Origin of the sequence: Flavobacterium aestivum, from assembly GCF_026870175.2 — a bacterium.
Lineage (GTDB): Bacteria > Bacteroidota > Bacteroidia > Flavobacteriales > Flavobacteriaceae > Flavobacterium > Flavobacterium aestivum.
Genome location: NZ_CP113977.2, coordinates 218,417 through 231,916 on the forward strand (window position 1 = coordinate 218,417; position 13,500 = coordinate 231,916).

General features: G+C 31.9%; 13 protein-coding genes. 1 reads left to right on the plus strand and 12 read right to left on the minus strand.

What is annotated here, in order from left to right; genetic code table 11:
• Window positions 1-172: 172 nt before the first annotated feature.
• From dtd to OZP08_RS01150, 11 genes are all read right to left on the minus strand, one after another.
• A complete protein-coding gene (gene dtd, locus OZP08_RS01100; protein ID WP_268847928.1) occupies window positions 173-625 on the minus strand; it encodes a D-aminoacyl-tRNA deacylase in 453 nt (150 codons plus the stop codon).
• A 133-nt stretch (window positions 626-758) separates the two neighbouring features.
• Window positions 759-1,736 carry a ribosome small subunit-dependent GTPase A gene (gene rsgA / locus OZP08_RS01105; RefSeq protein ID WP_268847929.1) on the minus strand — a complete coding sequence of 326 codons (978 nt, stop codon included), beginning with the start codon at window positions 1,734-1,736 and terminating at the stop codon, window positions 759-761.
• Window positions 1,737-1,916: 180 nt separating this feature from the next.
• Window positions 1,917-2,999, minus strand: a complete 1,083-nt coding sequence (locus OZP08_RS01110) for a bifunctional 3-deoxy-7-phosphoheptulonate synthase/chorismate mutase type II (RefSeq protein WP_281322780.1) — start codon at window positions 2,997-2,999, stop codon at window positions 1,917-1,919.
• A 111-nt stretch (window positions 3,000-3,110) separates the two neighbouring features.
• Window positions 3,111-3,968 (minus strand): prephenate dehydrogenase, encoded by an 858-nt coding sequence (locus OZP08_RS01115; protein WP_281322781.1) that lies wholly within the window; start codon window positions 3,966-3,968, stop codon window positions 3,111-3,113.
• 55 nt (window positions 3,969-4,023) lie between these two features.
• Window positions 4,024-5,169 (minus strand): pyridoxal phosphate-dependent aminotransferase, encoded by a 1,146-nt coding sequence (locus OZP08_RS01120; protein ID WP_268847930.1) that lies wholly within the window; start codon window positions 5,167-5,169, stop codon window positions 4,024-4,026.
• A gap of 39 nt (window positions 5,170-5,208) precedes the next feature.
• Complete coding sequence (locus tag OZP08_RS01125; protein WP_268847931.1) at window positions 5,209-6,036, minus strand: prephenate dehydratase; 828 nt, start codon at window positions 6,034-6,036, stop codon at window positions 5,209-5,211.
• Window positions 6,037-6,390: 354 nt separating this feature from the next.
• Window positions 6,391-7,968, minus strand: a complete 1,578-nt coding sequence (locus OZP08_RS01130; RefSeq protein ID WP_281322782.1) for a vitamin K epoxide reductase family protein — start codon at window positions 7,966-7,968, stop codon at window positions 6,391-6,393.
• Window positions 7,969-8,184: 216 nt separating this feature from the next.
• Entirely contained in the window at window positions 8,185-8,376 is a 192-nt protein-coding gene (locus tag OZP08_RS01135; RefSeq protein WP_268847935.1) for a hypothetical protein, read from the minus strand.
• A gap of 406 nt (window positions 8,377-8,782) precedes the next feature.
• Window positions 8,783-8,989, minus strand: a complete 207-nt coding sequence (locus tag OZP08_RS01140; protein WP_281322783.1) for a hypothetical protein — start codon at window positions 8,987-8,989, stop codon at window positions 8,783-8,785.
• 485 nt (window positions 8,990-9,474) lie between these two features.
• Window positions 9,475-10,722 carry a dicarboxylate/amino acid:cation symporter gene (locus OZP08_RS01145; protein WP_281322784.1) on the minus strand — a complete coding sequence of 416 codons (1,248 nt, stop codon included), beginning with the start codon at window positions 10,720-10,722 and terminating at the stop codon, window positions 9,475-9,477.
• 109 nt (window positions 10,723-10,831) lie between these two features.
• Window positions 10,832-11,392, minus strand: a complete 561-nt coding sequence (locus OZP08_RS01150) for an outer membrane beta-barrel protein (RefSeq protein WP_268847937.1) — start codon at window positions 11,390-11,392, stop codon at window positions 10,832-10,834.
• A gap of 187 nt (window positions 11,393-11,579) precedes the next feature.
• On the opposite strand from OZP08_RS01150, the gene gldA reads away from it, so the two are divergent.
• Window positions 11,580-12,476, plus strand: a complete 897-nt coding sequence (gldA, locus tag OZP08_RS01155) for a gliding motility-associated ABC transporter ATP-binding subunit GldA (RefSeq protein ID WP_268847938.1) — start codon at window positions 11,580-11,582, stop codon at window positions 12,474-12,476.
• 81 nt (window positions 12,477-12,557) lie between these two features.
• Here the strand turns inward: gldA and OZP08_RS01160 are convergent, their stop codons facing one another.
• Window positions 12,558-13,496: a PorP/SprF family type IX secretion system membrane protein gene (locus tag OZP08_RS01160; RefSeq protein WP_268847939.1), complete on the minus strand. Its 939-nt coding sequence runs from the start codon at window positions 13,494-13,496 to the stop codon at window positions 12,558-12,560.
• Between the last annotated feature and the right edge of the window lie 4 nt (window positions 13,497-13,500).

A 13,500-nucleotide genomic window follows, 5' to 3' on the forward strand; every position in this document is an offset into this window, starting at 1 on the left:
AAACAATGAAATTGACTACACTATGAGTCGAGAAATATTAGTAATAAATCAATTTAATTCAAAAGAATTACGACAATGGCATTGTCTTTTTTAGATTATCGGCGATAATTTTGGGCATTTTTTAGGTTCAGGGTTGTATTCTTTTAAGCTAAATATCAAAAAACAATTGAATTTACTCTTTATTTTTACTATCTATATGTATAGTAACAGGACCGTCATTAATTAATAAAACTTTCATATCGGCACCAAAAATTCCGGTTTGTACTTTTTTATTGAAGTCTTTTTCTAAAGATTTTACAAAACTCTCGTACATCGGAATTGCAAATTCTGGTTTTGAAGCTTTTATATAAGACGGACGATTCCCTTTTTTTGTAGAAGCATGAAGTGTAAATTGACTGACTACTATTATATCACCATCGATATCCTGAACTGAGCAGTTCATTACATCATTTTCGTCTCCAAAAATCCTCATTTTTATGATTTTTCCAACAAGCCAGTCAATATCTTCTTGAGTATCGGAGTCTTCTACTCCTACCAAAACAAGTAGTCCTTTTTGAATAGCTGCTACTTTATTTTGGTCAACTGTAACTGACGCTTCTGAAACTCTTTGAACTATTACTCTCATTTTAAAATCTAATTATAACAAAAAGATGCACAGTGGTGCATCTCTACAGTATTGTCTTTTTTTATTTTTTTAAAATCATCCCTTTTGGAATTTTAAATTCATTCCAAAAATTATCCGAATTGGAATTTCTTTTCTACTCCCTAGTTTTATCGCTTGCCGCTCTATCCTCTCCATAAATATCTGTGCGATAGTTTTCATCATCTCCTTCCAATATTTTAAGATAGCTATTATAGCGTGACCATGCAATTTCATCTTTCTCTAATGCTGCTTTTATAGCACAATGTGGTTCTTCTTTATGCAAACAATTGTTGAATTTACATTGGTCTTTCAATTTGAAAAATTCCGGAAAATAACCGCTAATCTCTGTAGGTTCCATATCTACCATTCCAAAACCTTTAATTCCCGGAGTATCTATAATTTTAGCCCCAAAAGATAAATCATACATTTCTGCAAAAGTGGTAGTGTGCTGACCTTGCTTACTGGCTTCGGATATTGTTTTAGTTTTTAAATGTAAAGATGGCTCCATTGCATTTACCAACGTAGATTTTCCCACACCGGAATGTCCTGAGAACATACTTACTTTGTCCTTCATTAATTCCTTCAAGTCATCGACTCCTTTCTTCTCTGCAGCCGATACTCGCAAACATTTATATCCTATTTGCTGATACACATGTTGCATGTACAATTGTTCATCCAGAGTAACTTCGTCTAAAGTGTCTATTTTATTAAAAACAAGAATAGCTTCGATTCCGTAAGCTTCAGCTGTTACCAAAAAACGATCAATAAAATTAAATGTAGTTGGTGGATTATTTATAGTTACCAACAAAAAAACTCGATCTATATTAGACGCAATAATATGCATCTGATGTGATAAATTTACCGCCTTACGAACGATATAATTTTTCCTGTCGTGAATATTATTGATTGTTCCTGTAACTGTATCCGACGTTTGTTCTAGTTCATAATCTACTATATCACCAACTGCAATAGGATTGGTGCTTTTAATTCCTTTGATTCGAAATTTCCCTTTCATACGGCATTCTATAAAATCTCCTTGTTCTGATTTTACGGTATACCAACTTCCTGTAGATTTATAAACGATTCCTGTCATGCTGCAAAGGTAGTAATTTGTTTTAGGATTAAAAAAGGTTAGAAGTTAGGAGATTTAGTTTTCCTAAATCCGCAATTAACCATTTTTGGTTCTTTTTCATGACTAAAACATAAAAAGAAAAGTTTAGACTTTAGTTCTTAAACTAAACTTCTAAACTCTTCTAAACTTCTAAACTCTTTCTTATGAATTTAATATTTTTTCTTGATGACTAATACTTTCTTGGTGAATAGCCTTGAACATTTTAAGTACAAACTCTTCTGAAAGTCCTTTTTTCTCACCATCCAAAATCATTTTTCCTAAAATTTCGTTCCAACGATTGTTTTGTAACACCGCAACGTTTGCTTCTTTTTTCACTTGACCAATTTCTTCAGCCACTTTCATACGTTTTCCTAGCAATTCTAATAAAGTAGCATCAAGAACATCAATATTTGCTCTTAATTTTGACATTTTACTAGTAAATTCATCTGATACATCGTTTTGTTTTCTTACTTTCAAATCAATAAAAATTTGTTTCAACGCATCTGGTGTAACTTGTTGAGCGGCATCACTCCATGCATTATCCGGATCATGATGTGTTTCGATAATCATACCATCGTAATTTAAATCTAGTGCTTCTTGAGTTACTTCAAGTATCATATTACGATCACCTGTAATATGTGATGGATCTATAATCAAAGGCAAATCTGGGAATTTATTTTGCAATTCGATAGCAACCTGCCATTCAGGAATGTTTCTATATTTTGTTTTTTCATAAGTAGAAAAACCTCTGTGAATCACTCCTAATTTTTCTATACCTGCATTATATAAACGCTCTACTCCTCCTAACCATAAAGATAAATCTGGGTTTACTGGATTTTTGACCAAAACTATTTTTTTAGTTCCAGCTAAGGCATCTGCAATTTCTTGCATTGCAAAAGGATTAACTGTTGTTCTGGCTCCTATCCATAATACATCGATATCATTCTCTAAAGCTAGTTTTACGTGAGCGGCATTTGCTACTTCAGTTCCCATAAGTAATCCAGTTTCCTCTTTGGCTTTTTTCAACCATTTCAAGCCTATTTCGCCAACACCTTCAAATCCTCCCGGACGAGTTCTTGGTTTCCAGATTCCCGCTCTAAAAACACTTACGTCAGAATCTTTCAATTCATGAGCAATTTTCAAAACTTGTTCTTCTGTTTCTGCGCTACAAGGTCCTGCAATTACAAATGGATGAGTCAAATTGAATTCATTCAACCAATTTCTCATTTCTTTCTTATTTTCCATCTTTTCTAGTTTTTTTTAGTTTTTATTTATCTTAAAATATTATTTTATTTTTAGTGCATTTATTTGTTCTGATAGCTTTTGAAAATCAAGCAGATTTTAACTAATCAGTGTCTACTTTTTGCTATTCATTCCGTTTAATATCTCTTTTATTTTATTGACACTTTGCATTTCGCTGTAAATGGCATCGTAATCATCATTTTCCAAGAGTTCTTTAAACTTAGACAAATTGGCAATATATTCTTCCAATGTTCTAACTACCTGTTTTTTGTTTTGTTTAAAAATAGGGGTCCACATTGCTGGTGAACTTTTAGCCAAACGAACGGTACTTTCAAAACCGGAACCGGCCATATCAAAAATATCCTGCTCATCTTTTTCTTTATTGATTACTGTTTTACCAAGCATAAAAGAACTAATGTGTGACAAATGCGATACATATGCAATATGCTTATCATGAGATTTTGGATCCATATAGCGAATTCTCATTCCAATTGCTTTAAAAAGCCACAATGCTTTTTCTTGCAATTTGAAAGTAGTTTTTTCTACTTCGCAAATGATATTTGTTTTTCCTTGAAACAATCCTTTTATCGCTGCCGATGGCCCTGAAAACTCCGTTCCCGCAATAGGATGTGTCGCGATGAAATTTCTTCTTTTAGGATGATTTGCAACTACCTCACAAATGGGCACTTTAGTTGATCCTACATCAAAAACGATAGCTGTATTTGGAATTAGATCTAGCACTTTTGGTAAAAGGACAATAGTTGTATCAACAGGAACTGAAACTATCACAAAATCAGCATTGGCTACATCTTCAAAAACAGCAGCTTCATCGACAACTCCTAATGTTACTGCCTCTTGCAAATGATTTTCGTTATTGTCAATTCCAAAAATTCTTGCTTCAGGATATAGTGCTTTAGCATCTAATGCTATTGAGCCTCCTATTAATCCAATTCCTATTACGTATATATTCATTTTATTCAATTTCAATGTCAATTGCAAAAATCAATTACAATCTCAATTCTTAATACTAAAATCTATCTATTGCTTCTTGTACTTTTTCTTCTTTTACACAAAGTGCAAATCGAATGTATCCTTCTCCATTACTTCCAAAAATGGTACCTGGTGTTATAAAAATGTGCTTCTCGTATAATATTTTATCAATAAAATCCTCTGCAGATGTTATTCCTTCCGGCAATTTGGCCCAGACAAACAATCCAACACCTTCTTTATATACTTCGCAACCCAGTTTTTCTGCTAATTGCTCGGTTAGTACACGACGTTTTTTATAAACTTCATTCATCGAATCGAACCAGGATTGATCACTCTTCAACGCTTCTACAGCCCCTTTTTGGATTCCGTAAAACATCCCACTGTCCATGTTGCTTTTTACCTTAAGAACCGAATCAATTAGCTTTGCACTCCCCAAAACCATTCCTACTCTCCAGCCTGCCATATTGAAGGTTTTACTCAAAGAGTTCAATTCTATTGCAACATCTTTAGCTCCTTCTACTTGCAACAAACTCATCGGTTTATCATTCAAAACAAAACTATACGGGTTGTCATTGATTAATAATATATGATGTTCTTTGGCAAAAGCCACTAACTTTTCAAACAATTCTAAACTTCCTCTTGCTCCTGTAGGCATGTGTGGGTAGCCAATCCACATGATCTTCACTTTTGATAAATCTAATTTTTCTAAAGCTTCAAAATCAGGCTCCCAGTTATTATTTTCTTTCAAATCATAATAAACTGGCACGGCGCCCACCAAATTCGTTACCGAAGTGTAGGTAGGATAACCCGGATTAGGAATCAAAACTTGATCTCCTTCATTCAAGAAAGCCATAGAGATATGCATAATTCCCTCTTTGGATCCTATTAAAGGCAAAATTTCGGTATTGGGATCTAATGCTACCGAATAATTATTTAGATAAAAATCGGCCATACTTTTTCTAAGCTCCGGCAATCCTTGGTAACTTTGATACTGGTGTGCATTTTCGTCATGCATTGCCGAAACTACCGCGTCAATCACCGCTCGTGATGGTTTCAAGTCAGGACTTCCTATTCCCATATTGATAATTGGTTTCCCTTCTGAGGCCAATTGTCTCACTTCTCTCAACTTTGATGAGAAATAGTATTCTTCAATTATATCTAAACGTTTTGCTGTTGTAATCATGGCAATTTATTTTATGATTCCTACTTTGGAATTTATAATTTATGGTTTTGTGTTTTTATATTCTCCCAATACTTTGAAATATTCAGCCATAATGGCTAACAGTGTTTTGGACTTGGCGTAATCTTCATATTTCTCGAAAGTAACATCTACGAAAAAAGAATATTTCCAAGGAGTTTCTATTTTAGGTAACGATTGTATTTTGGTTAAATTCAATTTACAATCGCTCATCACATTTAGCACTGCTGCTAAACTTCCTCTCTTATGATCCAATTCAAATTTGATAGAAGCTCTATTAATTTCATCTTCATTTACAAACTCCTTCTCTTTTTTGATGATCACAAAACGAGTCATATTATTATTTATCGTTTGTATTTCCGGTGCCAAAATTTCTAAATCATACATTTCAGATGCTGCTTTACTGGCAATAGCTGCAATTCCTTTTAGCTGTTTTTCATGTATTCTTCTTGCAGTTTCAGCAGTGTCCTTATCTTCGACCAATTTTATATTGGGATATTTCTTTAAAAATTCCATACACTGTAACAAAGCCATTGGATGGGAATGAACCTCTAGAATATCTTCAATTTTTTGCCCTTTTAGTGCCATTAAATTTTGATGAATATCTAAATAATGCTCTCCTATTATGTGCAAATTGTTTTTGTCAATTAATGCGTAATTTGGAATAATCGGACCTGCTATAGAATTCTCTATTGCCATTACTGCTTGATCTGATTTTCCCGTTAGTAAGCTAGCAACAAGTTCCTCAAAAGACAGACATTCATCTACCTCTACATTTTGATAAAAATAGTCTTGTGCCACTTGATGGTGGAAAGATCCTTTAATTCCTTGTATTGCAATTTTTGTTCTCATTGGGTCAAAAAAAAATCCTGATTTTCATCAGGATTGTATATTAGTTTTATTTGTTTCTTGTTTTTCAAATAATCATAGCACAATCCCTCACTTCCTAAAGAAGAAATAAAAAGAGTTGCTAAAATAAAAACGGTTAGTAGACATTGTGCTGTTTGTTTTTTTCAATTATTTAATGCAAATGTATAACTTATTTCATACCAAGCAAATAAAAAATTTAATATTATATAACAAAAAAAGAATTCTTTGTGAAAGAGGTTTAAAATTAAATAATGATCAAAAACTCAGCAAAAAATTATTCAAAAATAAATATTTCACAAACATTGAACTACCCTATATCGAAAAACAAACTACATTTTAGAAAACTTCATCATCCTCGGACAATTCATTTACAAAATATCTCAAATCATTTCTATCATATTGAACCGGGTAATGATATTTATTAATAAAAATGGCAGGAGTAAATGTGATCTCATTTTCTTGATTCCATGCAAATTGTTCGTTGAGAATTTCATTTATTTTTAAATCTACAATTGAGCTTTCTTCCAACGGTTTTAATTTTTCCAAATTATTATCTTCAAACCAATTCTCCAAAGCACTCATAAAAGCCTTTTGTCCTTTTTCAAAATAAATACCCAGTAAACGCTGATGTAATGTTTTTGATGTATCATCTAGAAATGCTTCGTTATAATTAAATCTAACTTCTATAGAAATATCGTTACTATACCTTTCTAACAACGCTTCTATGTTTTGATGAGCCCCTTTACAATGCCCACAAAAAGGACTGGAAACCACTAAAACTTTTAGTTTTGCATCTGGATTTCCTAAAATAATTTCTCCCGAAGTAATTCTCTTATAATTTATCGTTTTACTAGATAACAAAGCCATTTTAAATAAAGAATAATTTCTCTTGAAACGGTTACCTGTTGCAATTTCAGATTTTTGTTCAGCACTTGTTTTTAGACTTTTTTTCACAAAAACAAACAGACAATAACAACTTGCTATAGAGAATAAATAATAAACTATCGATGCCACATTTATTGTCAAACTAAAATCATGAAAAACTGCCAAGCTTATTAATTCTAAATACAAAACAACTATAATAGCCAAACATATTGGACATCCTTTTTTGACTATAAAAAATTGCTGATATAAAGACCCCAAGCTTACAGGGAATGAAAACAACAACAAAATCATGGTTGTATTGTAGAAACTAGGCATTTGGTTTGACAGCGTCAAAAGTAGAAATGCCAGCAATTGAGCACTAAAGAAAACAATACTGCTATCACTAAAATTTATAAATTCTAAGAATTTCGCCTTTTTACCATTAATAACAGCATCACAATCCATTTTTGTGGTTAAAGTACAAACTGCTTCAGAAAATTTTGTTTTAACTCCCAATTCATGTGAAATGGCTTCTATAGAAAAATAAACTCCTACTAAAACCAGAATTAAAAACAGAGAAGATAACAACGAAAATCCAGTTACAAAAATTGTTGCCAAATAGCCTAAGCCTAATAGAATAAAAGGAAAAAGAGATTTGCTTTTTTGAATAGAAGGAACATCTTCATTCTCTTTCTCTACTACCAAAACAACATTTTGGAATAAATCTTTGAAAGTTTCATTTGCAACAATTCGCTCTTTCTTCCCATTTGTATATCGAAACGTATCTCCTATTCGCTCTATAAATGCAAAAAAAGAAGCTGCCTCACCATCTTGAAGCAATGCTATAAAACGATCCGGCATATGTACAATATCTTCTATATCTATTCTAGTTGCCAGATTAGGGATTTTAAAGAAACTAAAGGTATCACTAATCGCTAATAATGATGGCGAATCAGGATGCGATTGTATTTGAAAAGTAAATTCGTCTTTATCTATATAAATGTTTTCCTTTTTTAAATATTGAAAAAGGAAAGAGAAATTTTCAGTCATTTTGATTGTATATATTTAATCTTGCAAAAATTGATTGTAAATGATCAAACTCTTGTATGAAACAAGTACCTGGCTTTTTTTTAGTTTAACTACCTGAATACCAAATAGTATACAGATTATTATAATTATTACCTCACATTTAAAATTCTAATTTGACATGTTATGTAATAATAACAATAGAGCCAAGTATCTATAAAAGTACTTGGCTTTATTATTTTAACATTGTCCAGAACCTGGAGTTTTACATACTTTACATATAGTTGGTCCAGTCGGTCCCATACACAAACAATCTACCCAAACTCCTTGACAAGTACCTGGACCTGGAGGACCAGGGTAACCACCATTAATTGATTTCATCTCAATTCTATTTAACCCTTTATCAAGGTTAACCAATTTCAACTTTTTCATCTTTTTACTTTTTAGATGATTCATACTATTTTAAAACTCAAATCATTAAACATTATTCCTCTCAGAAAATTTCACGTGCACTTGAATACTGAAGAGAAATATATTTTGTGCGAAAATACAACTATAATGCAGTTAAAAATGAAAGAATATTACCTTGTTTTTTGCAAATATAAGCTACATTTCGCTTTAAAAATTAACACTATTACTCAGTTAAATACTACAAAGTTGATAGATTTACAGTGTATTAACAAAAAAACAAAAACACTATTCATTAATTTTAAGATTTAAAAACTAAATGCAGAAAAATTTTGAAACTTAAAATATTGCTTAAAAATCGATTTAAACATGTTTAATCAAAAATGAGAAATACTTTAAGGCATAAAATAATTCTGAAATCTTTATTAATTTAGCATTGACCTGATTTAGAAGTAAAACAAGATTTACATATAAATGGTTTACCTTCTGCACTCACACACAAACAATCTACCCAGACTCCTTTACAGATACCAGTATTGTTATTATTAGGATATGATCTGGCTCCACCTCCATTAACTTTTCTCATTTCGTTTCTATTTAAACCTTTACCAAGATTCACTAATTGCATTTTTTTCATACTATTTCTTTTTATTAAATAAATTAATTTAAAATTTACAGAATGCTTTATACTTCACTGACATTCTGTTTTACTCAGAATATGTCATCAGAAAACTTTTGCCAAAATTGCAAAGAAAAACAAGGAATAAAGCTTTTATTCCATTATAAAAAGGTTAAGCATTTGTAACCAATTGACTACTAAGTGTTTTTAAAAAGTAATCTTTTTTATACATTACAGATGTGAAAAATAATCAGAAGCTAACCTAAATACAGGCTAAATTAAGTATGATGGTCAATGAAGTTGTTTTTATCTAGGTATTAGTTTACTATCTAAGAAAGCTTCAATTTAAGCTATGGATAAAGCAGAAAAAAACAGCATATACAATTAGCAGATATGCTTTTATATCAAAAACATATTAAACAAGGATTCGCTCAATATAAAAAAACAAAGAAGCAAATTATTAACGACAAGAAGAGTTTAAAAAGAATACATAACTAATACAATTAGGTATTTGATTTATTCAAAAGCCATTTTTTGCCTTCAGAAATTCTAGCAACTACCATGGCACAGACCAAGTCTCCGTTAGCATTCAATAAAGTCGCGATTGGATCGACTAAAGTTCCTATAATCATTGCTGCCGGCAAGGCTTGTTCCATAGGAAAACCATAAACTGTTATAGCAAGAATTTCTCCAATATATCCTCCATTAGGAATACCTCCCTCAACAACTGACACAACTATAGTAATACTAATTGCTATTAATATAGTATATGGATCCGTAAGATCTTTTCCAAACATGGCAAAAATAACGGCGATTTTCACAATCGATGACATACTAGAACCATCTTTGTGCAAAGGAGCTCCAAGCGGAACTACCAGATTGCGAATGTGACTTGGAATATTCATTTGCTCTGCAGCCTCCAGATTGGCTGGAATGGTTGCGATACTACTGCAAGTCCCAACTGCTGTTAACGCTGGTGTGATATTGTTTTTCCAAAATATTTTGAATCCTTGACTTCCTCCTGCAAAAAAAGCATACAAACTAAAAAAAACAATGAAGTAAAAACTACAAACTGCATAATATAAAGCTAATGGTTTCGCATATGCACCAAACAATTGTGGTCCGAAGACCCCCACTTGATAAGCAAAATAAGCCCCTAGACCAATTGGTGCAGTTTTCATTATGAGATGCAATAATTTTTTCATTACATCATTACCCGAATCAAGAAATCTTGCAAAATCTTTCCCCTTTTCACCAGAGTGCAAGGTTGAAAAGCCTATCAAAAAGGAGAATAAGATGAGTGCCAACATATTCTTTCTGGATAATATCTCATAGAAATCATTGACCGTTACTAATTGTGTAATTTGAGAGCCTACACTGCTTTCTTCGATAGTTTCGAATGCTACTTTTGAAAGCACTATGTCTTGATGAACCGGAAAGAGCAAAACACCAATAATCATTATAATTGCAGAAATAATAACAGTTGTTAAAAACACCCCTATGACTATCCCAAAAAGTTTACCTAATTTTTCGGTTTGTTTTAAATTTGCAATTGAAGAAGAAATGGTAAAAAACACCAGTGGAATAATAGCTGTGAAAAGTAAATTAAGAAATATATCTCCTAACGGTTTTATAATTTCAACACCTTTACCAAAAACTAAACCTAAAATACTTCCAGCGAATATTCCGCCAAGGAGTAGCAGAATACTGCTATAATTTTTCAAGATACTGCTTGACTTTGTACTTTTCATCAGATTATAGTTTAATGTAAATATATAAATCTTAGTTTTAAAAATACTATTAAACAAAAAAAGCACTCGAAAACGAGTGCTTTTTCACATAATCAAATATGATTGAATATTAGAAGTTTTTAGAGATTCCAATACTTGCTTGTTTACCAAAAGTAAAAGCAAAAGTATTAGTAGCATCTGAAGCTCCATCATATTTTAATGAATCATAAGCCAATCCACCTATTGAGAAGTTAAGACAGAATCCTTTTTTCAAATCAACTCCAATAGCAGGAACAACTCCGATATAGAATCCATCAGCTTTTGATTCTAAAATAGCACCAGAAACTAAGTGATCTTTATACTTAGCAGTTTGCATTCCAACACCTAAATCGCCAAATATAGAAAAAACACCAGCAAGAGGTTGAGAATAACGCAAGAAAGCTCCTAATTTGAAAGTATTTTCAACATCCTTACTTGTAAATTTTTCACTAGTAACTGCTGTTTGAATACCTACAGTCATGTTATCAGAAAATTGGTAACCCACTTTAGGAGCAAATTCGAAATAATCAGCTTTTACATCACCAGTGTTTTTTGAATTATACCCAATATTCCCAGCTACTAATACTGATCCTTTTTGAGCGTTTGCGAAGCTTACGAAAGCCAATGCTGCAATAATAATTGCTTTTTTCATTTTGTAATTTTTTTAAATTAATACTCTGCCTTTTTCAAGAACTATGCCATTACTACTGTTTTTAGCAACTTTTTCACCTGAATAATCACATACAATTAACTCTTAAGTTGTTGCAAAAATGAAATTAACATGTCAGTCTTGTCATAAAACAATCTTTTCTATTTACTTTTGTGCCAAAAATAATGTCATGTCAATAGAGGTAAAAAACATATCAAAAAGTTATGGTGCACAAAAAGCACTAAACAACATTTCTTTTTCTATTAAAAAAGGCGAAATAGTAGGTTTTTTGGGACCTAACGGAGCTGGGAAATCGACTTTGATGAAAATATTGACCACCTACCTCCATGCTGATTCCGGTTCTGCATTAGTTAATGACTTTGACGTGAGTACTCAAGAAAAATCCGTGCAGCTTTCTATAGGATATTTGCCCGAACACAATCCGTTGTATTTGGATTTGTACGTGAGGGAATATCTGGCTTTTAATGCTGATGTCTACAAAGTAGAAAAATCCAGAATCGAAGAAGTGATTCAACTAACTGGTTTATCTGCCGAAAGTCATAAAAAAATAGGTCAATTATCCAAAGGGTATCGCCAACGTGTAGGGCTGGCCAATGCCTTATTGCACAATCCTGACGTCTTGATATTAGACGAACCTACGACTGGATTAGATCCTAATCAATTGGTAGAAATCAGAAACGTAATTAAAAACGTAGGGAAAGACAAAACGGTTTTCCTCTCTACGCACATTATGCAGGAAGTAGAGGCTATTTGTGACCGCGTAATTATTATTGATAAAGGACAAATAGTTGCTGATAAAAAACTGGATAATTTAATCTCTGTAGACAAAGAACAAGTAATTGAAGTAGAATTCGATTTGAAAGTTGAAGAAGAACTTATTGCACAAATTCCTCATATAAAATCGTTTAAAAACACTCAAGGAAAATCTTGGGAGCTAACCTTTGTTTCGGATAAAGATATGCGTCCGACTGTATTTGATTTTGCCTATGACAATGGATTGAAGACTTTACAACTCAACCAAAAGAATAAGAATTTAGAAGCAATGTTTAGGGAAATTACCAAATAGCTAATAGCATAAAAAAGGCTCTTTTAAATAATTAAAAGAGCCTTTTTGAAAAAACAAATTATCCCAAAACCATTTAAAATATTAATTCACACATCTACAAGGACTCTCTCTTCCATCAAAATCAAATCCAAGTGTTAGCATATGAGTTCCTGCATTATAATTCTGAAGTTCATTTAAACTGGCATTAAATGAATAAGCCACATAAAATTTATTCTGTTTTAAACCAAATAATGGTGCAATTGAATTAGGCTGAAAATTTTGGTCAGCTAACATTCTCAAACTCAATCCGGCCCAAATATAATTTTTACCAGTCATTTTTCGTATCTTAAAATTAAGATCGGCACTAGAACGTCCGTCACTCTCATAAATTTGATAAAAAACAGATGGCTCGAATTCTAAAGAAGTAAATCTACTTTTCAAAACAAATCCAGAATAGAAATAATAGTTTCTAATATTTGCCGGCTCGCTTAAAATTGCCGGTTTAATCTTTCTCTCTAATATATTTACGGCGTTAAAACTAAAGAAGAAACTTTCTAGGCGATATAAAAAACCCAAATCAAAATTAGAATTAATTTCATTGTAACTTTGAACAGTAGGGTCTGATGAATTAATATCAGAAATATCAATATTGAAATTGGTGAATTTATAAGACAAACCAAAAGACAAAAATTGATTGTTATATTCTGAAAGAGTTAAATGATGCGCATAACTTACTTGTCCTCCTTTTTGAGATGTATTTCGGTTTTTATCATTAAAAATTATTATTCCCATACCAGATTGGTCTGCAATTCGACCATCAAATGAAACCGATTGTGTTTGTGGAGCGTCCTTTACCCCAAGCCATTGTGTTTCTCCTGTAAAACGCAATTCATAAAATTCACCAATACCAGCATAAGCTGCCGAAATAACAAATGGGTTTTCTGTAAGATATTGGCTTGTTGCTGCCATTTTAAATTCCTGTCCATACATGACAACAGGAGCAATTATTATAAAAAATAGTGTTATTATTTTAATTTTCATTTTC

Bases quoted from the DNA above. Each gene is read 5' to 3' on its own strand.
- dtd (WP_268847928.1), bottom strand. From the start codon at position 625: ATGAGAGTAATAGTTCAAAGAGTTTCAGAAGCGTCAGTTACAGTTGAC.
- rsgA (WP_268847929.1), bottom strand. From the start codon at position 1,736: ATGACAGGAATCGTTTATAAATCTACAGGAAGTTGGTATACCGTAAAA.
- OZP08_RS01110 (WP_281322780.1), bottom strand. From the start codon at position 2,999: ATGGAAAATAAGAAAGAAATGAGAAATTGGTTGAATGAATTCAATTTG.
- OZP08_RS01115 (WP_281322781.1), bottom strand. From the start codon at position 3,968: ATGAATATATACGTAATAGGAATTGGATTAATAGGAGGCTCAATAGCA.
- OZP08_RS01120 (WP_268847930.1), bottom strand. From the start codon at position 5,169: ATGATTACAACAGCAAAACGTTTAGATATAATTGAAGAATACTATTTC.
- OZP08_RS01125 (WP_268847931.1), bottom strand. From the start codon at position 6,036: ATGAGAACAAAAATTGCAATACAAGGAATTAAAGGATCTTTCCACCAT.
- OZP08_RS01130 (WP_281322782.1), bottom strand. From the start codon at position 7,968: ATGACTGAAAATTTCTCTTTCCTTTTTCAATATTTAAAAAAGGAAAAC.
- OZP08_RS01135 (WP_268847935.1), bottom strand. From the start codon at position 8,376: ATGAAAAAGTTGAAATTGGTTAACCTTGATAAAGGGTTAAATAGAATT.
- OZP08_RS01140 (WP_281322783.1), bottom strand. From the start codon at position 8,989: ATGAAAAAAATGCAATTAGTGAATCTTGGTAAAGGTTTAAATAGAAAC.
- OZP08_RS01145 (WP_281322784.1), bottom strand. From the start codon at position 10,722: ATGAAAAGTACAAAGTCAAGCAGTATCTTGAAAAATTATAGCAGTATT.
- OZP08_RS01150 (WP_268847937.1), bottom strand. From the start codon at position 11,392: ATGAAAAAAGCAATTATTATTGCAGCATTGGCTTTCGTAAGCTTCGCA.
- gldA (WP_268847938.1), top strand. From the start codon at position 11,580: ATGTCAATAGAGGTAAAAAACATATCAAAAAGTTATGGTGCACAAAAA.
- OZP08_RS01160 (WP_268847939.1), bottom strand. From the start codon at position 13,496: ATGAAAATTAAAATAATAACACTATTTTTTATAATAATTGCTCCTGTT.